Origin of the sequence: Paraburkholderia ginsengiterrae (genome assembly GCF_001645125.1) — a bacterium.
GTDB classification, from domain to species: Bacteria; Pseudomonadota; Gammaproteobacteria; order Burkholderiales; family Burkholderiaceae; genus Paraburkholderia; species Paraburkholderia ginsengiterrae.
Map to the genome: position 1 here is coordinate 1 of NZ_LXKA01000358.1, position 25,729 is coordinate 25,729.

Annotated in this window: 15 protein-coding genes and 2 pseudogenes; 6 read left to right on the forward strand and 11 right to left on the reverse strand. The window is 63.0% G+C overall.

Annotated elements, in window-relative coordinates:
• Nucleotides 1-209: endonuclease/exonuclease/phosphatase family protein (locus tag A6V37_RS32435; RefSeq protein WP_341845767.1), on the forward strand; the 209-nt coding region annotated here is incomplete at its 5' end.
• Nucleotides 210-269: 60 nt separating this feature from the next.
• Here the strand turns inward: A6V37_RS32435 and A6V37_RS32440 are convergent.
• Nucleotides 270-497 (reverse strand): annotated as a pseudogene (locus A6V37_RS32440) (prolyl oligopeptidase family serine peptidase); the annotation flags it as partial.
• 77 nt (nt 498-574) lie between these two features.
• On the reverse strand, nt 575-2,368 hold the full coding sequence (locus A6V37_RS32445; protein WP_165614453.1) for a M60 family metallopeptidase: 1,794 nt from the start codon (nt 2,366-2,368) through the stop codon (nt 575-577).
• Nucleotides 2,369-2,742: 374 nt separating this feature from the next.
• Between A6V37_RS32445 and xth the strand changes: the two are divergent.
• Nucleotides 2,743-3,459, forward strand: a pseudogene (xth, locus tag A6V37_RS32455) (exodeoxyribonuclease III); the annotation flags it as partial.
• A gap of 15 nt (nt 3,460-3,474) precedes the next feature.
• Here xth and A6V37_RS32460 read toward each other — a convergent pair.
• The 4 genes from A6V37_RS32460 to glnA all read right to left on the reverse strand — a co-directional run bounded on the left by A6V37_RS32460 (nt 3,475) and on the right by glnA (nt 10,057).
• Nucleotides 3,475-5,619, reverse strand: a complete 2,145-nt coding sequence (locus tag A6V37_RS32460; protein ID WP_064268942.1) for a prolyl oligopeptidase family serine peptidase — start codon at nt 5,617-5,619, stop codon at nt 3,475-3,477.
• 125 nt (nt 5,620-5,744) lie between these two features.
• Complete coding sequence (ntrC, locus tag A6V37_RS32465) at nt 5,745-7,250, reverse strand: nitrogen regulation protein NR(I) (protein WP_064268941.1); 1,506 nt, start codon at nt 7,248-7,250, stop codon at nt 5,745-5,747.
• Between the two features lie 49 nt (nt 7,251-7,299).
• On the reverse strand, nt 7,300-8,442 hold the full coding sequence (gene glnL, locus A6V37_RS32470; protein ID WP_064268940.1) for a nitrogen regulation protein NR(II): 1,143 nt from the start codon (nt 8,440-8,442) through the stop codon (nt 7,300-7,302).
• Nucleotides 8,443-8,641: 199 nt separating this feature from the next.
• A complete protein-coding gene (glnA, locus tag A6V37_RS32475; protein WP_064268939.1) occupies nt 8,642-10,057 on the reverse strand; it encodes a type I glutamate--ammonia ligase in 1,416 nt (471 codons plus the stop codon).
• A gap of 419 nt (nt 10,058-10,476) precedes the next feature.
• Here glnA and A6V37_RS32485 point away from each other — a divergent pair, with 419 nt between their 5' ends.
• Complete coding sequence (locus tag A6V37_RS32485) at nt 10,477-10,941, forward strand: rhodanese-like domain-containing protein (RefSeq protein WP_064268938.1); 465 nt, start codon at nt 10,477-10,479, stop codon at nt 10,939-10,941.
• Between the two features lie 192 nt (nt 10,942-11,133).
• Here the strand turns inward: A6V37_RS32485 and A6V37_RS32490 are convergent, their stop codons facing one another.
• The 4 genes from A6V37_RS32490 to A6V37_RS32505 form a co-directional block, all read right to left on the reverse strand.
• On the reverse strand, nt 11,134-11,988 hold the full coding sequence (locus A6V37_RS32490; RefSeq protein ID WP_064268937.1) for a competence/damage-inducible protein A: 855 nt from the start codon (nt 11,986-11,988) through the stop codon (nt 11,134-11,136).
• 26 nt (nt 11,989-12,014) lie between these two features.
• Nucleotides 12,015-12,848: an EI24 domain-containing protein gene (locus tag A6V37_RS32495; RefSeq protein ID WP_064268936.1), complete on the reverse strand. Its 834-nt coding sequence runs from the start codon at nt 12,846-12,848 to the stop codon at nt 12,015-12,017.
• Nucleotides 12,849-12,968: 120 nt separating this feature from the next.
• Nucleotides 12,969-13,967 carry a sterol desaturase family protein gene (locus tag A6V37_RS32500; RefSeq protein WP_064286741.1) on the reverse strand — a complete coding sequence of 333 codons (999 nt, stop codon included), beginning with the start codon at nt 13,965-13,967 and terminating at the stop codon, nt 12,969-12,971.
• A gap of 60 nt (nt 13,968-14,027) precedes the next feature.
• The gene (locus A6V37_RS32505; RefSeq protein WP_064268934.1) at nt 14,028-15,047 is read right to left on the reverse strand and encodes a YVTN family beta-propeller repeat protein; all 1,020 of its coding nucleotides are present in this window, start codon (nt 15,045-15,047) and stop codon (nt 14,028-14,030) included.
• A gap of 599 nt (nt 15,048-15,646) precedes the next feature.
• Here A6V37_RS32505 and A6V37_RS32510 point away from each other — a divergent pair.
• Nucleotides 15,647-19,255: a YadA-like family protein gene (locus A6V37_RS32510; protein WP_244174066.1), complete on the forward strand. Its 3,609-nt coding sequence runs from the start codon at nt 15,647-15,649 to the stop codon at nt 19,253-19,255.
• A gap of 213 nt (nt 19,256-19,468) precedes the next feature.
• Here the strand turns inward: A6V37_RS32510 and hrpA are convergent, their stop codons facing one another.
• Complete coding sequence (gene hrpA / locus A6V37_RS32515) at nt 19,469-23,683, reverse strand: ATP-dependent RNA helicase HrpA (protein WP_064286742.1); 4,215 nt, start codon at nt 23,681-23,683, stop codon at nt 19,469-19,471.
• Nucleotides 23,684-23,706: 23 nt separating this feature from the next.
• On the opposite strand from hrpA, the gene argA reads away from it, so the two are divergent.
• Entirely contained in the window at nt 23,707-25,095 is a 1,389-nt protein-coding gene (argA, locus tag A6V37_RS32520; RefSeq protein WP_064268932.1) for an amino-acid N-acetyltransferase, read from the forward strand.
• Between the two features lie 167 nt (nt 25,096-25,262).
• Nucleotides 25,263-25,535, forward strand: coding sequence for an oxidative damage protection protein (locus A6V37_RS32525; RefSeq protein ID WP_075643598.1), 273 nt, complete (start codon nt 25,263-25,265; stop codon nt 25,533-25,535).
• The last annotated feature ends 194 nt before the right edge of the window (nt 25,536-25,729 follow it).

Genomic DNA, 25,729 nt, shown 5'->3' on the forward strand with positions numbered 1-25,729 from the left:
CATTCCGTCTGTTCGAGCAGCCGGAGAAGATCTACTCGTGGTGGGACTACCGCATGATGGCGTTCCGCCGCAATGCGGGGCTGCGCATCGACCACATTCTGCTGTCGAAGGCGCTCGCCGAAGTCTGTTCGTCCTGCGAAGTCGACAAAGTGCCGCGCAAATGGGAACAGCCGTCGGACCACGCACCGGTGGTCGCGCAACTCGGCTGAGCCTGTTCCGACACGTCAGGCCCGCGTTGATGCCGATCCACTCAACGTGCGCCACAAGAACTCGAACACCATCGCTCCGAACAACTCGGGCCGCTGCACCATGCAGGCCGCCACCAACAACCCGCCAGTGCTGGCGCCTTGAATGCCCAGTTGCGCGGCGCTCGTCACGCCCGTCTGGATAAGCGCCTCGGCCACCGCGATGAAATCGTCGAACGCGCGCTGGCGATGCTCGCGTTGCGCGGCCGTATGGCAGCGCGTGCCGATTTCGCCGCCACCGCGACGTCTCGCACGGCGTGTACGTCGCAACGAAAGTCATCGAGCGCGCCCTGCCAGACCGATGACCAGAGCTCCACTCCATCTGAACTTCAGATTACGTCCAGAATTTTGGAAGAAGGTTGCGGCAGGTTCAGCGACCTGATCTTGCTCGTGGTTTGCGAGGTGAGTCGCACGCCCCAGCGATTGAAGAACTCCGTCAGGTTGAATCCGGAAACCAGGCTGGAACGATATGCGAATACGTTCATTTTGCCGTCGTCCGTCGAGTCCTTGTCATCCAGTGGGTTGTGCCGGTAGTAAGCGTGCAGGTTCCGATAGAAATCGTTCCCGAGGACCGTCCTCAGCCGCTCGAACATCACCAGCCTCGCCCAGACAGCGCTATGTCCGGGCACGAACGTGTTTTCGTTGCTGAAGTCACGATTCGCTTGCTTGAGATAGCGCGCCGCGACCTGTCGGGAACTCGGCCCATCCTCGCCGGGCTCGTCGAGCCGCGAAGGATAGCCCATTTGCGACTGAACGTAGAGGGAATAGATGTTGACGGTGGTCTCTACCAGGAAGGACGGCGTCCAGTCATCCTGTTGGTACACGTGCCCCGTCTCGTGCCAGATTGACCAGGCCGACCGCAGTTTCGCCGGCTCCAGAATGTCCAGCGCGGAATCGTCAGGCATCCCTACCATGTAATCCGTCGCATACATGTAGACGCCTTCAACTTCACGCTGGGTGGAAAAATCGTCTTGCAGATAATGAATGCGTAGCGGAGAAGGCCTGTCCACAGGCGCCTTGCTCGGCGACAGCCCGGAGATATCATCTTCGAGGCCACGGATTCGGTCTGTAAGCGAAAGAATACTGGACGGGTCGACCTGCCCCGAACGATTGTAGAGACCGCGCTTGACGGTAATCATCGTTCTGTCGCTGACCAACTCCACGAAGGGTGCGCTTCGTTCCGACTTCAGCATGTTGTCCCACTGCGCCGAGGTCGTCTGTCCAGCAATGTACAGAGGAACCCGTTGACCACCCGCCAGCACTTTCACAACGGCGTTGCCCGGCGTTTTCTCGAATGCGTAAGATACGTACCGAAAATACATCATACCGTCGGATGGCGATGTGAATGTGCCGCCCCCCCGGCTCGCCGACAGACAAACAATATTGTCGGTGCGTCCGCCACTGAACGACTGCCAAAGAGGACCGATGAACACACACATGTCCTTGGGTGCATTCAATTCGATTTTGACCGTCTCTCCGGTCCGGACAAACAGCCCGGACGGTTGAAAGTCCGCCAGTTTCCTGTTGCCGGCCCTAATCGCTTCCCCGCTCGCCGCCGGAAGCGGCGCGATGGAATAAACCCTGTTTTCCGCGTCGATGTGTGATTGTTCGCGCGGCTGTTCCGATTCCGACGAAGAAGCAACGGAGTCAACTGGAACAAGCAGCCATTGGGCATTCTCACCGGTTTCAACCGAATACACACCGATGGGCGCGCCATCCGCCCGGTTGCTCTCGAACAGATTGAAGCTCACGCCACCATTATATTTCTCGATCAGATAGGCATCCTGCCAAGACTTGACTTTCCATACATCTCCCACCTTACTCAGGCTCAATAAATCGCCATTTATCGAAACAGATTTATTATATTTTAGTGATTTTATCGTAAAGGCATCGCCGTTTTTCGACAAGATCCATTTCTGTGACGCATCACTCTGCGATACAGGCAACTGCCTTATTGAAAAATTATTACTGTTCATTGGCACGGCAGACATCGCCTTCAGCGTTTGCTTGGAGATGATGTAGTACGTGCCTGTTTTTATTGATGAATCGATATTCCACTCTGCAAGCGGTTTTGCCGCGAGAGATGTGGCAAAGAAAAAGCCATAGCCCAGCGGAAGCAGCAAAGCCAGAAATCTAAAAATTATATTTCGTCTTATATTTATCATTGAAATTAAGTATCCGAACAATAAAATAGGGGAAAAATTCTAACCTGTGTCAAACGTGCGAATGCAAATATTTGCAAAAGACGCACGCGGTTCTGGATTCGATAAATGCAATGCCGTTGCCGCTCTGTTGCGGAATGTCTTTTCCCCAGCCGCTTGTTTGCGACGATGGACATGAGTGCATCGTTTGACGGAGCATGACTCGATACAGTCGCTGAGATTTCGGCAAGCTGAAAAAGATATCGAGATCTGCGGCGCCAATCGTAATTAGGCGATCGATCCAGGCTACGATGGGCAGTGCCACGGGGATTGCCGGCACATGAAAGAATCGCACCTTCCTGGCAATCAGCAGCACCGACGTGCTGTGCCTCCAGGAACTGAAGCTGACTGACGACAAATTCCCGCGCGCCGAACTCGAGGAGAAAGGCTACCGCAGCTGGTTCGCCGGCCAGAAGACCTACAACGGCGTCGGCATTCTGGTGCGCGAAGGCCTCTCCGTCGACGAAAGCAGCGTCGTGCGCAACATTCCGGGCTTTGAAGATCCGCAGCAACGTGTGATCGCCGCGACCGTCGAAGGCGTGCGCATCATTTCCGCCTATTTCCCGAACGGCCAGGCGCCGGGCACGGACAAGTTCGCGTACAAGCTGAGCTGGCTCGCCGCGCTGCACGACTGGATCGCGAGCGAGATGGCGCTACATCCGAAGCTCGCCCTGCTCGGCGACTACAACATCGCCCCCGACGATCGCGACGTGCACGATCCGAAAGCATGGGAAGGCCAGAACCTGGTGTCGCCTGAAGAGCGCGCCGCGTTCGTCCGGCTGATCGACCTCGGCCTCGCCGATGCATTCCGTCTGTTCGAGCAGCCGGAGAAGATCTACTCGTGGTGGGACTACCGCATGATGGCGTTCCGCCGCAATGCGGGGCTGCGCATCGACCACATTCTGCTGTCGAAGGCGCTCGCCGAAGTCTGCTCGTCCTGCGAAGTCGACAAAGTGCCGCGCAAATGGGAACAGCCGTCGGACCACGCACCGGTGGTCGCGCAACTCGGCTGAGCCTGTTCCGACACATCAGGTCCGCGTTGATGTACATCCACTCAACGTGCGCCACAAGAACTCGAACACCATCGCGTCGTGCTCGGCCTGCTCCAGTTCATCGGAGCCGCCGTGCCCGCCTTCTGTATTCTCCCGGTACCAGACCTTCTGTGCGCCCAGCGCCTGCATGCGCGCGGCCATCTTGCGCGCGTGTCCGGGATGCACGCGATCGTCGGCCGTCGACGTGGTGAACAGCACCGGTGGATACGCCACGTCCGCCGATACGCGGTGATACGGCGAGTAAGCGGCCAATACGCGCGCCTCGTCGGGGTCGTCCGGATCGCCGTATTCGTCGATCCATGATGCGCCCGCGTGCAGCAGGTGATAGCGGCTCATGTCGAGCAAGGGCACCTCGCACACCACCGCGCCGAACAACTCTGGCCGCTGCACCATGCACGCCGCCACCAGCAACCCTCCGTTGCTGCCGCCCTGAATGCCCAGTTGCGCGGCGCTCGTCACGCCCGTTTGAACGACCGCCTCGGCCACCGCGATGAAATCGTCGAACGCTCGCTGGCGATGCTCGCCTTGCGCCGCCGTATGCCAGCGCGTGCCGAACTCGCCACCACCGCGAATATGCGCGACCACGTAGACGCCCCCGCGCTCCAGCCAGCCGATGCCCTGCCCGGTCAGGTAGCTCGGCAGCAAAGGAATCGCAAAGCCGCCGTAGCCGCTCAGCAGGCAGGGGCGCGCCTGTGAATACGGCGGTTCCTGCGCGGGCGGTTGAGCCGCATGCGGTCCAATCACGGTGTACGGCACCGGTGTGCCGTCCGCGGAAACGGCATGCCCATGCGTGATGGCGAAGCGCGTCGCGTCGAACTGGGTCGGCCAGCGGTCGAGCAATTCCCACTCGCTCAAGTCGTCGCGCGCGAGGTCCGCCAGCCAGTACGCGGGCGGCTGCAGATAATCGTCGGTATCGACGAATACTTCGTCGTTGAGCGTCGACTCGACGGGCGACACATCGGCTTGCGCGTCGTCGCGCGACGGGAACAGCCGCTGCTGCCAATGCCACGTCTGATCGGCGGCTTGCACTGGCGTCCACAAGACAGTCCGGTTCTGCACGTCTTCCAGGTACGACACGATCAGCTGATTGCGCGTATGCGTCCACTCGCAGGCCGAAGTTCGAGGCGTCGGCGTGAACAACGGCAGCACGTCGCGCTCACCGCGCAGGAACGCCTCTTCGCGGATCGCCAGCAGCGCGCCGCCAGGAAAGCTCACGCCGTTGCAGACCCAATCGAGGCGCGGTTCGAGCAACAGCCAGCCTTGCCAGCCGCCCACCGCGACGTGCGCGGGAAGATCGTAGCGGCGCCACGCGTCGACGGCACCATGAGCGCCCTGTGCTCCTTCGAGGTAATAGGTTTGCGAATCGAAGAAGTCGACGCTGCTCGCCACCGTATGCCGCTGTTCGACCGGATCGTAGTGCGCTTCCACGCCGATGTCCGCGAAGGCACCTTTGAACACGACGGGCGCGTCGGCCAGCGCAGTGCCCCGCGCCCAGCGCCGCACTTCGCGCGGATAGCCGGAGCGCGTCAACGTCTTGCGGCCGTTATCCCAGCCGACGTAAAGCGTATCCCGGTCGATCCACGACGCCGTGTGCTTGCCGGCTTTCTCAATCGCGAAGCCGTCGCCCACGAAGCGTTGCGTGTCGATGTCGAACTCGCGCACCACCAATGCATCGGAGCCGCCCGGCGACAGCGTGATCAGCGCGCGGTCGCCATCGGGATACAGAATATCGAGCTCGACGCACACCCACGGCGTGCCTTCGGCCGCGCCGAGCGCGTCGAAATCGAGCAGGTTCTGCCAGTCAGGCTGGCCGCCGCGCCACGCCGCCCACGGCGTACGCCGCCAGATGCCCTTGGGATTGCGCTCGTCCTGCCACAGATCGTAGGCCCAGTCTTTCCAGCGGTCGGGAATGACCGGACGCTCGCGCGGCAGATACGCATCGGCGAGGCGTTGCCTGAGCGACTCGAAGTCGACACCGCTGCACCACGCCGCGCGCGTGCGGGCATTCTGCCGTTCGACCCACGCGAGCGCGCCGGGGTCGTCGAGCACTTCGAGCGACAGGAACGGATCGGGGGAAAGCGGCCAGGAAAAGGAAGCGGGAGACGTGGAAGAAGCAGGCATCGTGAACTGTCGAATAAAAACAGCGTCGATTATGCCTTGTGGAAGCCTGAGGGCCGCTTAATCAGTCAATCAGCAAACCAACGGCAGGGGCGGCTGGCACGCCGCCCCGCCCCGCAACGCGCCAATCAGGGCTCGAGATTGAGTTCCTGAATCTTGCGCGTAATCGTATTGCGGCCAATGCCGAGACGCTCAGCCGCTTCGACCTTACGTCCGCGCGTGAAGTCCAGCGCTTCGCGAATCACCGCCGCCTCGAAGCGGCGTGCGAGTTCGTCCATGACGTCCGCCGCGTTCTCGCGCAGCATCCGTGCGACTTCGGTGCGCAGGCCGCCTTCCCATGCGGCCACCGCGGCGGCGACCGGCATGCCGCCCGCCGCTGCGGGATGTGCCGGGACGCTCATGCCGTTGAGCGGCGCGACACCCGCCTCGCCCGTGCCGATCGAACCGCCACCACCGGCGGCATCGGTCACGCCGGCGTGCGTGGGACCGAGATCGGGCGGCAAGTCCTTGATCTCGATGGTCTGCGCGGGCGCCATCACCGTGAGCCAGTTGGCGAGATTCTCCAGTTGCCGCACGTTGCCCGGAAACGGCAGCGACGCAAGATAAGCCAGCGCCTCGTCGGACACGCGCTTGGGTTCAACGCCGAGATCGCGCGCGCTCTTTTGCAGGAAGTGGCGCGTGAGCAGCGGAATGTCTTCGCTGCGCTCGCGCAAGGCCGGCAGCCGCAAGCGGATCACGTTGAGGCGGTGATACAGGTCTTCGCGGAACAGGCCCTGGCGCACGCGCGATTCGAGATTCTGGTGCGTCGCCGCGATCACGCGCACATTGGCGCGCAACGGATTGTGGCCGCCGACCCGATAGAACTGCCCGTCCGACAGCACGCGCAACAGGCGCGTCTGCAAATCGAACGGCATGTCGCCGATTTCGTCGAGAAACAGCGTGCCGTTCTCGGCCTGCTCGAACCGGCCCTGACGCATGGCCTGCGCCCCCGTGAAGGCGCCGCGCTCATGGCCAAACAGTTCGGACTCCAACAGATCCTTCGGAATCGCGGCCGTGTTCAACGCGATGAAGGGACCGTTCGCGCGTGGGCTATGCCGGTGCAACGCACGCGCGACCAGTTCCTTTCCGGTGCCTGATTCGCCGGTAATGAGCACGGTTGCCGCGGAATGGGACAAGCGGCCGATCGCGCGAAACATGTCCTGCATCGCCGGCGCCTGGCCGAGCATTTCCGGTGCTTCGGTTACACGCTCGTCCCACGTCTGTTCGCCGCGCATGCTTTCGTCCACCGCGCGGCGGATCAGCTCGACCGCCTTGTCGACGTCGAACGGTTTGGCGAGGTATTCGAACGCCCCGCCCTGGAATGCGGCGACGGCGCTATCCAGATCCGAAAACGCAGTCATGATGATGACGGGCAAGCCCGGCACCTTGTCGCGCACGGTTTGCAGCAGTTCGAGGCCGGAGCCTCCTGGCATCCTGATGTCGGACACCAGCACCTGCGGGCTGTCATGGTCGAGCGCCGCCGACGCCTCGCGCACGTTCGCGAAGCTGCGGGTCGCGAAGTTTTCGCGGGCCAGTGCTTTTTCAAGCACCCAGCGAATCGATTGATCGTCGTCTACTATCCAGATCGGCTTCATATAGGTCGGTCAGAAGTCTTGAGATACACGGGGTATAAGCAGTCGAGTGTTAGCAGTCGAGCGGCAGCAGAATCTGAAACTCGGTATGGCCCGGGCGGCTTTCCACTTCGATCAGACCTTCGTGCTGTTGCACGAAAGTCTGTGCGAGCGTCAAACCGAGACCGCTGCCGTCTTCGCGCCCCGACACCAGCGGATAGAAAATGCGGTCACGGATTTCTTCCGGAATACCGGGGCCGTTGTCGATGATATGCAAGTCCAGTGCCAGCTTACATAAACGTTTCGACACGGTAATCTTGCGCGCAATGCGAGTGCGCAATTCAATGCGCGCGTCGCCTTGCGAAATACGTTCGCGCAACGCTTCGGCCGCATTGCGCACGATGTTCAGCAGCGCCTGGATCAGTTGCTCCTTGTCGCCGCGCAGATCCGGCACGCTCACGTCGTAATCGCGCTCGATGGTCAGGCCGCGTGGAAACTCCGCGAGAATCACCTGGCGCACGCGCTCGCACACTTCGTGAATATTCACGTCGCCGACGATATGCGGATGACGGTGCGGCTCGAGCAACCGGTCGACCAGCGTTTGCAGCCGGTCCGATTCCTTGATGATGACCTGCGTGTACTCGCGCAACTCATCGCGCTGGCGCTCGCCGAGTTCGAACTCGAGCAGTTGCGCCGCGCCGCGAATGCCGCCGAGCGGATTCTTGATCTCGTGCGCGAGATTGCGGATCAGTTGCTTGTTGACCGCCGTGAGGTCGTTGATGCGCTCCTCGCGGTCGGTGCGCAAGTGGCGCTCGTTCTCGAACAGTTCGAGCAGCACATAGTCTTGCGCGCTTTCCAGAAAGCCGACGATCGCATGCACGTGCAGCGGTTCGTGGCCGGGACGCTCCAGCACGGCGTCCAGATGGGTCGCGTGAAAACGGTGGGCGGCAATCGCGGTGATGGTCGCCACCAGCTCTTCACCGTTCGAAAAGATGTCCTGCCACGCCATCTGGGTCAATTGGCGGCGCGACAGCTCCAGCATGGACTCCGCCGACGGATTCGCAAACGCGACGCGCAGCGTGCGCTTTTCGAGCACCAGCACGACCGTCGGCAGCGCCTCGAAGCCCGGCAATAAACCGGAACTCACGAGCTGAGCGTCGTCGGATAGCGACTGCTCGTGCCCTTTCCTTGCCTTGATCAGATTCTTAAGAACCATCTTGCAGTCTGGCCGATAGGAGATGGTGATAAATCAGGTGCACCGCTTGTTGTGTTGCTCAAGGCCCGCACGCCGCAAACGTTGCTGACGCACTCTTTCGGGTCTAACGAAAAAGGGACGGCGCCGCCGTCCCTTTCTGACCGATCGCGAGCGTCGGGCAAAGCGCTTCGCCGGGTGAAGGACGAAGCGCCATGGCCGCTTACAGCGAGTAGTACATTTCGAATTCGATCGGGTGCACCGACTGACGATAGCGTTGCAGCTCGCCCGTCTTCAGTTCGATGTACGCGTCGAGCATCGAGTCCGTGAACACGCCACCGCGCGTCAGGAATTCGCGATCCGCGTCCAGCGCGTCCAGCGCCTGGTCGAGGCCGGCACACACGGTCGGGATCTTTGCATCCTCTTCCGGCGGCAGGTCGTACAGGTTCTTGTCAGCGGCTTCGCCCGGGTGAATCTTGTTCTGCACGCCGTCCAGACCCGCCATCATCAGCGCGGAGAAGCACAGGTACGGATTCGCCAGCGGATCCGGGAAACGCGTTTCGATACGGCGACCCTTCGGGTTCGACACGTGCGGAATACGGATCGATGCCGAACGGTTGCGAGCCGAGTAAGCCAGCTTGACCGGTGCTTCGAAGTGCGGCACGAGACGCTTGTACGAGTTCGTACCCGGGTTCGTGATCGCGTTCAGCGCGCGAGCATGCTTGATGATGCCGCCGATGTAGAACAGCGCGAATTCCGACAGGCCTGCGTAGCCATTGCCTGCGAACAGGTTGGTACCGTCCTTCCAGATCGACTGGTGAACGTGCATGCCCGAACCGTTGTCGCCCACCACCGGCTTCGGCATGAACGTTGCCGTCTTGCCGTACGTGTGCGCGACGTTGTGGATGATGTACTTCATCTGCTGCAGCCAGTCGGCGCGTTGCACCAGCGTCGAGAATTTCGTGCCGATTTCGTTCTGGCCCTGGCCCGCCACTTCGTGGTGGTGCACTTCAACCGGAATGCCGATCTGTTCGAGCAGCAGACACATTTCCGAGCGGATGTCCTGGAACGTGTCGACCGGAGCGACCGGGAAGTAGCCGCCCTTCGTGCCCGGACGGTGGCCGGTGTTGCCGCCTTCGAATTCCTTCGCCGACGACCACGGTGCTTCTTCCGAACCGATCTTGATGAAGCAGCCCGACTGATCCGTGTTCCACTGGACCGAGTCGAAAATGAAGAATTCCGGTTCCGGACCGAAGAAAGCGGTGTCGCCGAGGCCCGTGCTCTTCAGGTAGGCTTCAGCGCGCTTTGCCAGCGAGCGCGGGTCGCGCTCATAGCCCTTGCCGTCCGCCGGTTCGACGACGTCGCAGGTCAGCACGAGCGTCGACTCTTCGTAGAACGGATCGATGAAGGCCGTGTTCGCGTCCGGGACCAGCAACATGTCCGATGCTTCGATGCCCTTCCAGCCGGCAATCGACGAACCGTCAAACGCATGGCCGCTTTCGAACTTGTCTTCATCGAATGCCGACACCGGCACCGAAACGTGTTGCTCTTTGCCGCGCGTGTCGGTGAAGCGGAAGTCGACAAACTTGACGTCTTCGTCTTTGACGAGTTGTACGACGTCGGCCACGGATTTACTCATAACCTATCTCCTGATTAACGAATTCGGCGGATTCAGCCGCCGCCCAATCTAGCTGACCCGTCCCGGCACGTCCACCCTCAATCGTTGAGGACGAACATAAAAAACTGCATGGACCAATCGATCGGCAACAGTAAAGCAGCTTCTGTGCCATGCATGCGCTACCTCGGCGCAAAACCATACTGCGCGCGCGTTTGCGGGGAATGAATGCACCGAACGGCATGCAGCCCCGAAATCTTCACGCCGAACCATGCACCAACTGCGTGCATTCGACCAACCGGCAACGGATGATATTTCCATTTTGGTGCATTATCGACGATTCGCACCAAAACAGAGCGCGGCTCGTGCCGCGGCCGCACAGGGAATGCGCCGCGTGCGCCGCGCGCGAGAATGTTCATTTGGTCCGAAGGAGATTTGCGCTCATGAGTACGCTTGAACAGTTGTACGCACTCGCGGACAAGCGCCGCACCGAAAACCAGTTGCCGTACGCGGGCGCCATCTCGCCCGCCGAAGCGTTCGAACTGCTGCAACTCGATCCGCGCACGCGGCTCGTCGACGTGCGGACCCGGGCGGAACTCGACTGGGTCGGCCGGCCGGTGATCGGCGACGGCCAATATGCACACGTGGAGTGGACGCGTTATCCCGGCGCGGTGCCGAATCAGGAATTCCTTCACCAGTTGAGCCAGGTCGCCACGCCCGATACGCCCGTACTGTTCCTGTGCCGCAGCGCCGCGCGTTCGAAGCTCGCGGCGATTGCCGCCACCCAGGCCGGCTTCACCAAAGCGTACGACCTGCTGGAAGGCTTCGAAGGCGACAAGGACGGCCAGGGGCATCGGAAGACGGTGTCGGGCTGGTGTTTTCGCGGGTTGCCGTGGCTCGGTGCGTGAGAACGGCGCGCGGTCTGCCGCGCGGTTTGACTGATCCTCGGCGCGGAATATGACAAGCCGATGATCTGTCGATGCCGCGCCCGGAATCGGCTATCCGCGCGGTGAATGACGGCGCCGCTGTGCGCGGGCGCGGCCGGACATGTGCGGCGCGGGTCAGGTCCGAGAACCAGGTCCGAAAATCAGATCCGAAAATCAGGTCCGCGGTTTCGACACCGCGGCTGCCGCGGCCGCCGCGGCGGTGACATCGGGCTCGACGATATCGCCGCCCAGCAGGTGCACCCCTTCGCGCAGCCGGACGAATGCCGCCGCCACCGCTTCCGGCTCCCCCTTCACACCCAGGTCGATATGGTGACGCGCATACACGCCTCCGCGTTCCGCGTCGCCGACACTCGGCAGACTGAAGACCCGCACACCCGGAAAATCGTGCTCGATTTTTTCCATCAGCGGCGTGATGCGTGACTCCGGCAGTTCGAACACCAGCAGTGATTTTTCCGCGTGCGGCGTGGCGTGATGCAGATGGGCGTACTGCGTATCCAGCACCCACTCGATCATCGGCCAGGCCATCACCGGGAAGCCCGGCACGAAATAGTGCTGTTTGATCGAAAAACCCGGAATCTTGTTATAGCCGTTCGGGACGATCGCCGCGCCCTGCGGATACGTGCCCATATTCAGCCGATGCAGGTTCTCCGGCGACTGCAGATCCAGTGGCGTGGCCGCGCTGGCCGGGTACATGTCGCGGATGCGCTCCTGAATCAGCTTCGCGGCCTCCGGATGCAGTTCGAGCGGCACGCCCAGCGCGGCCGCCGCGCATTGGCGCGTGTGATCGTCCGGCGTGGCGCCGATACCGCCCGTGGAGAACACGATGTCGCCCGACGCGAAGGTACGCCGCAGCGTCGCCGTGATGCGCTCCGGGTCGTCGCCGATGTACTCCGCCCAGCCGAGCGACAGCCCGCGCGCGCCCAGCAATTCGATGACCTTCGGCAAGTGCTTGTCGATACGCCTGCCCGAGAGGATTTCATCGCCGATGATGATGACGCCAAATGCCATTGCCGCCTCTTTCGCTTAGTCAGATATCAGTAGGGAACCGGCGCCGTGTGCCGCGCACCGCCATGCTCTTCCGCGCGCATGCGCTGCAGTGCGCGCAGACAGTAGTAGCCGAACCACAGCGCCGAGAACACAAGGATGAACGCATAGATCCAGATCGTCACGGCGGTAATCACCGGGAACAGCACGATCAGCCAGACCGACGTCGCCCACAGCAGCGTAGGCAGCGAACCCAGCAAGCCGCTCGCGATGCCGATCAGCAGCAACGGCAAGCGAAACCGCCGCACCAGCGCGCGCCGCTCGTCACGCGTGGCATGCAGCGCCAGCGCGTCGTAACTCATCACGCGATACGTCAGCCAGCCCCACAGCAGCGGCGGAATCAGCGCGAAGAACGGCGGCACGAGCCAAAGCGGCAAGGTGACGATCAGCAGCACCAGACACACCAGCGTGGTCCACAGTGCCTGAGCGAGGCTACCGTACCACGTTCCGCCGCGGCGCATTTCCAGACTCGCGAATTGCCGCGCGGAGAGAAAGCGGATGACCGCCGGCATCGACAGCGAAGCGATTAGCAGCAACACCGTCACGACGATCAGCGGGATCGCCATCGCGATCACGATAAACGGCGCGATCGCCGTGTGCAGCGCCGAAAAACCAAGCCAGTCGAACAGATGATAAAGCGTGGTGGTGAACGACCAGCTTTCGAGCCAGGCGCGGGTCGCACCGATCAGCGTCTGCCAGGAAAACCATAGGATCACGCCCCAGCCGACCGTTGCCGCGAGAAACGGCATGAAGGTCAGCCAGAGCATGCGCGGGTGGAGCGCGCTGGTGAGCGCGCGTCCGAACGAGCGCAACAGATCATTCATGCGAGCCAGTGCCGGTGAACGAAACGATGGAAGAAGGAATAAAGAGACGTGCGCCAACGTGGACAGGATAAACCACGCGACGCGACGCCGGGAAAACCGGCGGCGTGAGAGAAAGCGCGCTCAGACTGCGGCGGCGTCGTTGCCTTCGGTGCGGCGCTTCGGCGCGAGGCGCCCGGCGATGCGCACAAAGGCGAGCCAGTGCTGCGCCCAGAACCCGTTGCCGTAATCCCGGCCTTCGAGTTGATCCCGAATGCCGGTCGGCTCCATCTCGCGGCTCCACGACACGCTGCGAAACAGCATGTCCCGCCAGGGAAACAGTACGCCGAAGTTGCAGCCGTATTTCAGCCCTTCGTGCCCGTAGCCGATCGCATGGTGACGGCGATGGAATGTCGGGCTGACCAGCAGACGCTCGCCGAGCCAGCCGAAGTACAGGCGGACGTTCGCATGCTGCACGCTCTGCGCGAGATTGGTGATGGCGACCAGCACGACGAACTGCGACGGCGGAACGCCGATCACCAGCGCGATCAGCGCGAAGAACGAGGCTTGCAGCAGATCGTCGAGCAGATGGTTGCGATCGTCGGACCACAGCGACATCTGCTGCTGGCTGTGATGCACCGCGTGCAACTCCCACCACAAGCCGATCCGGTGTTCCCAGCGGTGATACCAGTAGCCGGCGAAATCGAGCACCAGCAGGTACATCACGAACGTGACGAGCGGCTGCGTGGTGACGCCGGGCCACAGATTGTCGAAATCGATATTCGAGATGTTGTACAGCCGCAGCCATGCTTGTACGTTGTCGAAGAACGGCTGCAGCGCGAAAAAGAAGAACAGGTTGAGAATGCCGAGCTTGGCGATCCACGTGTAAATCACGTCGACGCGCACCGCCTTGCGGTTCTCCCACTGCTCCACCGGCCGCAGCGCTTCGAGCGGACGCAGGATCGCGTACATGGCCAGCACCTCGAAGACGCCCACGATCACCCAGTACAGGCTGTCGTAAGTGTCTTCGTCGTAGTCCATCAAATTGAAGCGGAACAGCAGCGGCTGCACCACGTCGACGTACAGCAACGTCTGCACGGCGGAGACGAAGCCGTCGATGGAAGAAAAAATCAGATGGAACATGGGGCTGACCTGGTTACTTCATCCGTTACGGCTCGCCTCGGTGCGGCATGGGTCCTCGCATCAGGCGCCGTTCGGCGCCGTGACCGGCGCGCGATTCAAGAAATAGATACCGTGCGGCGAGCGGCCGACGGCAATCGTCTGGATCAGCTTACGCGTAGTCAGGTCGATGATGCCGACATGCTTCGCGAAGCGGAACGTTACCCAGAGATAGCGTTTGTCCGCAGAAAGTTCCATGTCGTCGGGTCCCGGCAACAACCCCGTGATGTCGCCGACATTGGTCAGCGTGTCCTCGTCGATGATGCTGATCGTGCTCGCCACGCGGTTCGACACCGCGACGTGCTTGCCGTCGGCGAGTGAGCGGAAATTGTGCGCGCCGTTGCCGGTGTGAATCGTCTTGACGATCTTCTGGTTGCGCCAGTCGACCACCGCGACGTAATCCGCGCCGGTCATGCCGACCAGCAGGTATTTCTCGCCCGGCGTCATCCACAGGCCCGCCGGCACCTTGCCGACTTTCATCTTCCACTTGACCGTTTGCGTAGCCAGATCGATCGCGGCCAGTTCGCCCGAGACCTGCAGCGTCACGAACACCGTCTTGCTGTCGGTCGTGAACGCCATGTGGCTCGGCATGACGGCGAGCGGCAGACGCGAAGCCAGCGTCATCTGGTTCTTCTGGTCGTCGTAATGATAAATGTCGAGACGGTCCAGACGCAGGCCGGTGGTGACGAGCCACTTGCGGTCCGGCGAAAAACCGATCTGATACGGATCTTCAATATTCTCGACCCAGCGCTGCACCTGGCCGGACTTTGGATCGACGAACATCAGATTGTTGGACACCGAATTCGCGACGATCAGCGATGAGTTGTCCGGCGTGACCATCAGGTGGTGGGGTTCCTTGCCCGTCGGCACCGTGCCGACGACCTGGTGGGTGGCCTCGTCAATCAGGCTCAGCGTGGCTTCGCCGGAGTTGAGCACGATCACGTTGCTGGCGTGCGCCGCCGGAGAAAAAAAGCCTGCCGCAGCGATCAGAGCCGCGCCTGTGGCGAACGTGGCCGTCAAGCCGGAAAGAAAAAATTTACGCATGAAAACTCACATCGGAGAACGACCGTCATTGTAGAACGTTTGCCATGACGAGCGGTTGACGTAACGCAGTGCGCGACGCATGAGAAATCCGGGGCACGATGATCCGCGACGGCGCAAGGCGAAGCCCCTCGTGCGGCCTATGACGGTGGTTTTTATCGCGTGAAAGCAAATGCTATCGAGCAGGAAAAGCGTTGATCTTATTTAAATTTCAAAAATTCAAGAATACTCCAATTCAAAGAGATATTTATAAGAATAAATCAGAACACTCAAGATTAAATTTATAAATTCAAACAACACGCTGTCAGAAATTAAGCAAAAACAACTCGCACCTCTTTAATTAAGATTTTGCTGATACCTCCACTGACCGGCCAGACAGGACAATCCTGCCTCTCCATCGCCCGCATGTAATCCCCCCTTCGGACGCGCGTGTGATGCAGGTGTTTCGGACGCGCAAAAAGAATAAATCAGTAATCTGGCACATGAAATCCGGATTACCCCACCGTTTATCTCGCGCGTGACAAATCAGGACGATGAAGCCAAATCCGAATACTCCACTCACGCACCGTCCATTTACGCAATATCACGGAGCTTCTAAAACGATGAATAGCAACGACTCATTAATGTGGCGTGAATCGACTGTACCGGGATTGAGGCCATCGGAGACGGCAGTACCCACGCAGAAACGAACGGCGGCTAACAGGAAAGCGATCGCGCAAGCCGTGCTGCTTCTCGCGGCCTTGGCAAGCGGCGCCTCGGCGGCACACGCGACGGTGTACTTCGCGGCAAGCCCGAATTCGCCGGTCACGGACACCGATGCTTTGGCCACGGGCCCCGGCTCGCTGGCGGCGGGGATCGGGGCAAATGCGGCAGGCACGCACTCGATGGCGGCCGGCCTTCAGGCGACCGCGCAGGGCGATAACTCGCTTGCGGCAGGCACATCGGCCGATGCGCTGGGCGACAACTCGATCGCCCTCGGCACGCAGGCGGGTGCCATGAGCGCCACCTCCGTCGCGATCGGCGCCATGACGCAAGCCTCAGGCCTCGCGTCCACCGCACTGGGCTACGGTGCGCAAACCAACGGCTATTCCGCCTTCGCCGGCGGCACGTTAGCCTCGGCAGTGGCCGACTACGGCATTGCGATCGGCCACCAGGCCACGGTCGGCGCCGGCGGCGCGGGTGCGATCGCGTTCGGCCTCGCCGCCCAGGCAACCGACGTCTACGCCAACGCCTTCGGCGCGGGAGCGACAGCTTCGGCGCTCGGTGCAACGGCAATTGGTCACAACGCCGCCGCCACATCCCTGAATAGCGTCGCCTTGGGCGCGAATTCGACCACGACAGCGGACCTGACTCAACCGGCCTTCACCCCCGTCGGTCAGGGTGCGACCGCGATCGCGGCGCCCACCGCCGCTGCCGAAGTCTCCGTCGGCTCGGCGGGCAACGAACGCCGCGTGACGAACGTCGCGGCAGGCGCGGCGCCGACCGATGCCGTCAACGTCAGCCAGTTGGGTGCGGTCGACGGCAAAGTCAATGCGATTGCCCGGAGCGGCACGATGCATTACTTCAAAGCCGATGGTATCGCCGATGGTTCCGACGACGCCGTGGCGAGCGGCACGCACGGGCTGGCGGCGGGTGCGGGCGCTGGTGCCGTGGGCGCCGGCAGTGTCGCGCTCGGTTACCTCAGCGCAGCGAGTGCGGACAACTCCGTCGCACTGGGCCAGGGTTCGATCGCCGACCGTGCGGGAACCATCTCAGTAGGGTCCGCCGGCAACGAACGCCAGATCAGCAATGTCGCCGCCGGCACTCAGGCAACGGACGCAGTCAATCTGTCCCAATTGCAGGCGGCCAGTGCCGACGCCACACGCTATTTCAAGGCAAATGGCCTGAATGACGGCACCGACGACGCAACGGCCACCGGCACCAACTCGATTGCCATTGGCAGCTCGGCACTCGCCTCGGGGCAAGCCAGCGTGGCCACCGGCACGGGCTCACGAGCCAAAGGCGACTTCAGCACGGCAGTCGGGGGGCTCGCCACCGCCGGGGGTGATGGGTCAATTGCGCTCGGCTATCAGGCGAACGCCGTGGGCGCCAATGCCGTCGCACTCGGTAACCAGGCGAGCGCAGTGGGCGACGGATCAACTGCACTCGGCTACCAGGCAAACGCTGCAGCCGCCAACTCCGTCGCGCTCGGCCAAGGCTCGATCGCCAAACGCGCCGGCACGGTCTCGGTCGGTTCCGCCGGCAACGAGCGCCAGATCACCAACGTTGCGGCTGGCACTCAGGCGACGGATGCAGTCAATCTGAGCCAGTTGCAAGCGGCCAACGCCGACGCCATGCGCTATTTCAAGGCGAACGGCCTGAATGACGGCACCGACGACGCAGCGGCCACCGGCACCAACGCGGTAGCCATCGGCAGTTCGGCACTCGCCTCGGGTCAAGCCAGCGTGGCCACCGGCACGAGTTCACAAGCCAAGGGCGATTTCAGCACGGCGGTCGGCGGCCTCGCCAGCGCTGCGGGCGATGGCTCGGTTGCGCTCGGCCATCAAGCGAACGCGGTGGGGGTCAACTCCGCCGCACTCGGCTATCAGGCAAGCGCCGTGGGTTCGAACTCCGTCGCGCTCGGCTACCAGGCCAGCGCCGCGAGAGACGGCTCAACGGCACTCGGCAATCAGGCGAGCGCCGCGGCCGTCAACTCTGTCGCACTTGGCCAAGGCTCGGTCGCCGACCGTGCCGGTACGGTCTCAGTCGGCTCCGCCGGCAACGAGCGCCAGATCACCAACGTCGCAGCCGGCACTCAGGCGACGGATGCGGTCAACCTGAGCCAGTTGCAGGCGGCCAGTGCCAACGCCGCACGCTATTTCAAAGCAAATGGCCTGAATGACGGCACCGACGACGCAGCGGCCGCCGGCACCGGCGCGGTTGCCATCGGCAGCTCGGCGCTCGCCTCGGGGCAAGCCAGCGTGGCCACCGGTACTGGCTCGCAGGCCAGGGGCGATTTCAGCACGGCGGTCGGCGGCCTCGCCAGCGCCGCGGGCGATGGCTCGATTGCGCTCGGCTATCAGGCGAACGCGGTGGGGGTCACCTCCGCCGCACTTGGCTATCAGGCAAGCGCAGTGGGTTCCAACTCAATCGCGCTCGGCAACCAGGCGAAAGCCGCGGGAGACGGATCAATGGCACTCGGCAACCAATCAAACGCAGCCGCCGCCAACTCCGTCGCGCTCGGCCAAGGCTCGATCGCCAACCGCGCCGGCACGGTCTCCGTCGGCGCCGCCGGCAGCGAACGCCAGATCACCAACGTCGCGGCCGGCACGGCCGACACCGACGCCGTCAACGTCGCCCAGCTGAAAGCGGTCAGCGACCAGAGCGCCGCCACTGCCGCGAAGCTCAACGGTGCGGTGATGTACGACCAGAACGCCGACGGCAGCGTCAACAAGAACAGCATCACGCTCGGCGGCGATGCGGCGAGCGGCGGCACTGTCATCCACAACGTCGCCGACGGCGTGGATGCATCCGATGCGGTCAACCTCGGCCAGATGAACTCGGCCATCGCGGGCGCCGTCAACAACGCGGTAGTCAACGTGGCGAATCCGTTCTTCAGCGCGGAAGGCAACCGCGATACCGAAGGCGCGCTGTCCTCCGGCACGCACTCAGTCGCAGCGGGCGCCAACACGCAGGCCACCGGCGCCAACGCGGTCGCCATCGGCGCGAATTCGCTTGCAGGCGGCAACAACGCTACCGCGCTCGGCGCGGCAGCGAACGCGAGAGCAGACAACTCGGTCGCGTTGGGCCAGGGCTCGGTCGCGAACCGGGCAAACACGGTATCGGTCGGTGTAGCGGGCGGCGAACGCCAGATCACCAACGTCGCTGCCGGCGTGCAAGGCACCGACGCGGTCAACGTCAATCAGCTGCAGCAAAGCGTGAGCGGCGCAGTCAGCCAGGCCAACAGCTATACCGACGACCAGATCCGTTCGGCCCGCCGCGATGGCTACGGCGGCGCCGCCTCAGCGATCGCCATGGCCGGTTTGCCGCAGGCGGTCCTGCCCGGCCACGGCATGGTCTCGATGGCCGGCGGCACGTACGGCGGCCAGTCGGCGCTGGCTATCGGCGTGTCGCAGCTCTCGGATACGGGCAAGTGGGTCTACAAGGTGCAAGGCACCACGGATTCGCGCGGCCAGTTCGGCGCGTCGGTCGGTGCCGGCATGCACTGGTAAGCGGCACGTTCAGAAGAATCGGGCCAACGCCAGTCGCCGCGCTGGCCCGGGTATCAGCGCAGTGTGTGCGACCCAGCGCGGGTCCAAAAAGAAGCCCGCGCCCTTTGCGCGTGACGTCGTGCTCAAAAGGCATGGCGTCGCGCGCTTTTTTTTGCGTAGCACCGCAGCCGTCTCCACACAGCAGACGCGCACGGTGCCCGCTGCGTGCCGCCCTCACCGCTGCATCGATTCCCACACTTTGTAGAGGCGCTTCACGGACACCGGCATCGGCGTGCGCAACTCCTGCGCGAACAGCGAGATGCGCAACTCTTCGAGCAGCCAGCGGAACTCCGACAAACGCGGATCCAGCACGCCGCCGCGTTGCGCCACCGCGCGCTGATAGTTCTGCAGGAGCGGCTGATACTCGGCGAACTGCCGCGCGTCGCGCGCGGGGTCAGCCTTGAGCTTGTCGATGCGCAGCGCGATCCCTTTCAGGTAGCGCGGAAAATGCGCCAGTTGCGTGTACGGCGTATCGACCACGAAGCGTTTGCCGATCAGTGCGTCGAACTGGTTCTGCATATCCGCATGCGCGGCCGCGAACGGCTTCGCCTGCAGGAGCTTCTTCGACACCGTCGCGTATTCGCTGAGAATCTGTCCGACGAGGCGCGCAATTTCCTGCGCCAGCAAGGTCAGGCGGCTGCGGCCCTCGTCCCGGCGCGTGTGGAAACTGACCTCGTCGTCGGGCAGCGGGTCCTGCAAACAGGCGCGATCGAGCGCGGTATCGATCAGCTGGTCGCGCAACTCTTCCTGCGTGCCGCGCGGCATAAACTGCATCGCCATTTCGCGCAGACCCGGCAGGTTCTTCTCCAGATACTTGATCGGTTCCTTCAACTGCAACGCGAACAGCCGACGCAATCCCGCGCGATGAATCCGTGCGGCCTCGTCCGGCGAATCGAACACCTCGACATCGCAATGCGTGCCGCGATCCACCAACGCGGGATAACCGAACAGAGTCTGGCCGCCGCGGCGAATCTCGAGCAGTTCGGGGAGCTTGCCGAAATTCCACGTCGTCAGCTTTTCGTACAGCGCGGTGCCTTGTGTGCCGCCCTGTGCCCCATCTTGCGGCGCGGTCCGCGGGCCGAACGCGGCAGCGCCCTTGCCGCGCTGCGCAGTGCCGGAGGCTTGCAATGGCGTCGCGACACCGCCGCCGCCCGCGTCGGCCAACGCCGCGCCGGCCGCACTCGACGCAATCTTCTGAAAATGCTGCTGCGCCTGGCCGCCAAGCTCGGCGCGCAGTTGCGACAGATTGCGGCCCATCGCGAGCTGGCGTCCATGCTCGTCGACGATCTTGAAGTTCATGAACAGGTGCGGCGGCAAGGTCTCGAGCTTGAAGTCCGACTGCTTCATCGCGACCTGGGTCTGCTCGCGGATATCCGCAATCAGCGACTCGAGCAGGCTGCCCGCCCCGAAGCGCGGCGCGCCATGCCGTTCGACGAAATTCGCCGCGTACTCCGGCATTGGCACGCAATGGCGCCTGAGCTTCTGCGGCAAGGACTTCAGCAACAGCTGCGTCTTCTCTTTCAGCATGCCAGGCACGAGCCATTCGCAGCGGCGCGCGTCGACCTGATTCAGCGCGTACAGCGGCACGGCGAGCGTCACGCCGTCGCGCGGCGAACCCGGCTCGAAGTGATAAGTGAGCGCCATCTCGACACCCGCCATCGTCATGCGCTTCGGGAACAGATCGGTGGTGACGCCGGCCGCTTCGTGCCGCATCAGATCGTCGCGCGACAGATACAGCAGGCGCAGTTTGTCTTCCGCCTGACCGCCCTTTTTCACCTCGTCGCGATACCAGCGTTCGAACGACGCGCCGGTGTAGATACCCTTAGGCAGCGCCTGATCGTAGAAGGCGAAAATCAGTTCGTCGTCGACCAGCACGTCCTGACGGCGCGACTTGTGTTCGAGCTGCTCGATATCGGCGAGCAGCTTGCGGTTGTGCGCGAAGAACGCGAGCTTCGTATCGAACTCGCCCTCCACCAGCGCGCCGCGAATGAACAGCTCGCGCGCGCGCGCCGGGTCCTGTTTGCCGAAGCTCACGCGCCGCCGGTGATAGATCGGCAGACCGTAGAGCATCGCGCGTTCGAACGCAGACACCTGCGCCGCGCGCTTTTCCCAATGCGGTTCGGACAGCGACTTCTTCAGCAAATGCGCGCCGATTTTCTCGATCCACTCCGGTTCGATTTTCGCGATGCAGCGCGCGTACAGACGGCTCGTCTCGACCAGTTCGGCGGCCATCACCCACTTGCCCGCCTTCTTCACCAGCGCCGAACCCGGCCACAAATAGAACTTGATGGTGCGCGCGCCGAGGTAGTACGGCTCGTCGTCGGCTTTGAGGCCGATATTGCCGAGCAAACCGGTCAGGAGCGCGAGGTGGATCTGCTCGAAAGTCGCTTCCGCATCGTTCAGACGCCAGCCGTGCTCGCGCACCACCGTCAGCAGTTGCGAGTGCACGTCGCGCCATTCGCGCAGACGCAGTTGCGACAGGAAGTTCTTGCGGCATTCCTCATGCAATTGCTTGTTCGACTTCTTGTGCGCGATCGCTTCTTCGAACCAGTTCCAGATTTTCAGCCACTGCAAGAATTCGGAGCGCTCGTCGGCGAACCGGCGATGCGCCTGGTCGGCCTGCTCCTGCGCTTCGATCGGCCGGTCGCGCGGGTCCTGCACGGACAAGGCGCTCGCGATGATCAGCACTTCCTTGAGCGACTGCTGATCGCGCGCGGCCAGAATCATCCGGCCGACCCGCGGATCGAGCGGCAGGCGCGCGAGTTCGCGGCCGAGCGGCGTGAGCTGGTTGTCGTCGTCGACGGCGCCCAGCTCGTTGAGCAGCTGATAGCCGTCGGCAATCGCGCGGCCCGGTGGCGGCTCGATGAACGGAAACGTCTCGATCGCCGTCAGATGCAGCGACTTCATGCGCAGAATCACCGAGGCCAGCGACGAGCGCAGAATCTCCGGATCCGTGAAGCGCACGCGGCCCTGAAAGTCGCTTTCTTCGTACAGACGAATACACACACCGTCCGCGACCCGGCCGCAGCGCCCTGCCCGCTGATTCGCGGCGGCCTGCGAAATCGACTCGACCTGCAACTGCTCGACCTTGTTGCGGTACGAGTAGCGCTTGACGCGCGCGAGACCGGTATCCACCACGTAGCGAATGCCCGGCACCGTCAGCGAGGTTTCCGCGACGTTGGTCGCGAGCACGATGCGGCGCGCGTTCGAGGTACGGAACACGCGCTCCTGTTCGGCGGCCGAAAGGCGCGCGAACAGCGGCAGAATCTCCGTGTGCGGCGGATGGTGCTTGCGCAGCGCCTCGGCGGCGTCGCGAATTTCGCGCTCGCCGGGCAGAAACACCAGCACGTCGCCGGGACCTTCGCGGCACAGTTCGTCGACGGCGTCGACGATCGCTTCCATCAGATCGCGGTCGGTTTCGCGCTGGGTTTTCGGCCGCTCGCCACGCGAGGGCGATTGCGCCGTGCCCTGGGCCGCCTTCACCGCCGGACTGTCTTCCTCGACCGGCCGGTAGCGCACCTCGACCGGATACAGGCGCCCGCTCACCTCGATCACCGGCGCGGGTTTCTCATCGCTGCCGAAGTGGCGCGCGAAACGGTCCGCGTCGATCGTCGCCGAAGTCACGATCAGCTTCAGATCGGGACGCTTGACGAGAATTTCCTTCAGGTAGCCGAGCAGAAAGTCGATGTTCAGGCTGCGCTCGTGCGCCTCGTCGATGATCAGCGTGTCATACGCTTTCAGCAGCGGATCGGTCTGCGTTTCGGCGAGCAGGATACCGTCGGTCATCAGCTTGACCGATGCGCCCGGCGACAGATTGTCAGTAAAGCGCACCTTGTAGCCGACCACTTCGCCAAACGGCGTGCCGAGTTCTTCGGCGATGCGGCGGCCCGTCGCCGACGCGGCGATCCGGCGCGGCTGCGTGTGGCCGATCAGCCCCGAGCCGCCCGCGCCGAGGCCACGCCCCAGTTCGAGGCAGATTTTCGGCAACTGGGTCGTCTTGCCGGAGCCGGTTTCGCCGCAGACGATCACGACCTGATTCTGCGCGATCGCGCGTGCGATTTCCTCGCGGCGGCCGGACACCGGCAGCGCTTCGGGATACGTGATGGGCGGAATCGGATTCGGCTCGACGACACGCTGCGCGCGCTCCGCACGCGGCGGGCGTGGCTCGCGGCGTTCGGTGCGTTCGGTGCGCGCGCCCTGCGGCCGATCTTTTTTCTGCGCGGACACACGCGCGTCACCTGCTGCGCGCAGGGACTCAGGCGCCGTTTGGGGCGTGTTGCGGTTCGCGTCCTGCGCAGGGCGGCGCTGCGCGTTGCCGGCCTTCGGCTGATCGGCGGAAGGTGCCGGAATATCGTTCGCCGCAGCGGGACTTTTGGGTACATTCGACATGGGGGCGCATTATAATCCCCGGCATGAATTCCCAAACTGACCTCGTCCCCGCGCCCGCGAGCGTTCCGGCCCCCGCCGAAGCGGCGGAAGAACTCGCACAGCACGCGCAATTCGTCGACTGGATGCGTTCAGTCGCCCCTTACATCCACGCGTTCCGGAACAAGACGTTCGTCGTCGGTTTCGGCGGCGAAGTGGTGCATCAGGGGCTCCTGAATGCGCTCGTGTCCGACATCGCGCTGCTGCAGGCCATGGGCATCCAGATCGTGCTGGTGCACGGCTCGCGGCCGCAGGTCGAAGAGCAGATGAGCCTGCACGGCGTGGAGTCCGAGTTCTCGCACGGCATGCGCATTACCGACGCGCGCGCGCTGGAATCCGCCAAAGAAGCGGCGGGCGAAGTGCGTCTGGACATCGAGGCCGCGATCAGTCAGGGCTTGCCGAATACGCCGATGGCGCACGCGCACATCAGCGTCGTGTCAGGCAACTTTGTGACGGCGCGGCCGGTCGGCATTCTGGACGGCGTCGATTTCCAGCACACCGGGGTGGTGCGCAAGATCGACGCGGATTCGATCCGCCACTCGCTCGCGAGCCGCAAGCTGGTGCTGCTCTCGCCGCTCGGCTTCTCGCCCACCGGCGAGGCGTTCAACCTGTCCATGGAAGACGTGGCCTCCGCCGCGGCGATCGCGCTGCGCGCCGACAAGATCGTGTTCCTGACTGAGACGCCGGGTCTGATGGAAGCCGGCGAAGAAGGCGAGGAACTGATCCGCGAACTGTCGCTCGACGACGCTTACAAGCTGCATGAAAGCGGCGAAGTCACCGGCGACGCGGGCTTCTACCTGAAACACTCCATCCGCGCCTGCCGCGGCGGCGTGGCGCGGGCGCACATCATCCCTTACGCGCTCGACGGCGGCCTGCTGCTCGAACTGTTCCTGCACGACGGCGTGGGCACGATGATCTCGTACGAGAACCTCGAAAGCCTGCGCGAAGCTACGCCGGACGACGTCGGCGGCATTCTCTCGCTGATCGAGCCGCTCGAATCGGACGGCACGCTGGTGCGGCGCGGCCGCCATCAGATCGAACGCGACATCGACCATTTCTCGGTGATCGAGCACGATGGCGTGCTGTTCGGCTGCGCGGCGCTGTATCCGTACCCGCAGGAGCGCATCGGCGAAATGGCGTGCCTGACGGTCGCGCCCGAGGCCCAGGGCACCGGCGACGGCGAGCGCCTGCTCAAGCGCATCGAGCAGCGCGCGCGGGCGCGCGGCCTGACGCGCATTTTCGTGCTCACCACGCGTACCGAACACTGGTTCCTCAAGCGGGGCTTCGTCAAGGTCACGGTCGACGATCTGCCGGAAGACCGCCGCCGGCTTTATAACTGGCAGCGCAAGTCGCTCGTGCTGATGAAACAGCTCTGAGCGGCCCCATATAAAGGCGACTGCAGCTTTTAATTGGCATTGATACAGTAATCATTTTTATGGGACTGGAGTGCGTGCTGAAGCACCACCACTCCGGTCGACTAATTTTTATGGGACCGGAGTAAGTGCTAAAGCACTAACTCCGGTCGACAAAGGAGAAGCACAGCATGTCTCGTATGGTTCAATGCGCGAAGCTCGGCAAGGAAGCCGAAGGCCTCGATTTTCCGCCGCTGCCGGGCGAACTCGGCAAACGGATCTACGAAAGCATTTCGAAGGAAGCCTGGCAGGCCTGGCTGAAGCAGCAAACCATGCTGATCAACGAAAACCGCCTGAACATGGCCGATCCGCGCGCGCGTCAATATCTGATGAAGCAGACCGAAAAGTTCTTCTTCGGCGAAGGCGCGGATACGGCGCAAGGTTACGTGCCGCCGTCGGCCTGACCGGGTTCGATCGGGGCGCTTTCGCGCTTCCGGCTGCATGACCAAAATCCGCGCCGCGTGCGCGGGTTTTTTTTCGTGCGCCCGGCAGGGCGCACTCACTCGGAGGTGAAAGTCCTCTACACACCCGGCAAGGGGAAGTGTTAGCCAGAGGCAAGGGTTTCGCGGGCGACTGCGAGTCTGAAGGAAGTCCGAGG

Excerpts from the sequence above, each read along its gene's own strand:
- glnA (WP_064268939.1), bottom strand. The coding sequence starts at position 10,057 with ATGAGTAAATCCGTGGCCGACGTCGTACAACTCGTCAAAGACGAAGAC.
- glnL (WP_064268940.1), bottom strand. The coding sequence starts at position 8,442 with ATGGTTCTTAAGAATCTGATCAAGGCAAGGAAAGGGCACGAGCAGTCG.
- A6V37_RS32525 (WP_075643598.1), top strand. The coding sequence starts at position 25,263 with ATGTCTCGTATGGTTCAATGCGCGAAGCTCGGCAAGGAAGCCGAAGGC.
- ntrC (WP_064268941.1), bottom strand. The coding sequence starts at position 7,250 with ATGAAGCCGATCTGGATAGTAGACGACGATCAATCGATTCGCTGGGTG.
- A6V37_RS32490 (WP_064268937.1), bottom strand. The coding sequence starts at position 11,988 with ATGGCATTTGGCGTCATCATCATCGGCGATGAAATCCTCTCGGGCAGG.
- A6V37_RS32495 (WP_064268936.1), bottom strand. The coding sequence starts at position 12,848 with ATGAATGATCTGTTGCGCTCGTTCGGACGCGCGCTCACCAGCGCGCTC.
- hrpA (WP_064286742.1), bottom strand. The coding sequence starts at position 23,683 with ATGTCGAATGTACCCAAAAGTCCCGCTGCGGCGAACGATATTCCGGCA.
- A6V37_RS32460 (WP_064268942.1), bottom strand. The coding sequence starts at position 5,619 with ATGCCTGCTTCTTCCACGTCTCCCGCTTCCTTTTCCTGGCCGCTTTCC.
- A6V37_RS32505 (WP_064268934.1), bottom strand. The coding sequence starts at position 15,047 with ATGCGTAAATTTTTTCTTTCCGGCTTGACGGCCACGTTCGCCACAGGC.
- argA (WP_064268932.1), top strand. The coding sequence starts at position 23,707 with ATGAATTCCCAAACTGACCTCGTCCCCGCGCCCGCGAGCGTTCCGGCC.
- A6V37_RS32485 (WP_064268938.1), top strand. The coding sequence starts at position 10,477 with ATGAGTACGCTTGAACAGTTGTACGCACTCGCGGACAAGCGCCGCACC.
- A6V37_RS32510 (WP_244174066.1), top strand. The coding sequence starts at position 15,647 with ATGAATAGCAACGACTCATTAATGTGGCGTGAATCGACTGTACCGGGA.
- A6V37_RS32500 (WP_064286741.1), bottom strand. The coding sequence starts at position 13,967 with ATGTTCCATCTGATTTTTTCTTCCATCGACGGCTTCGTCTCCGCCGTG.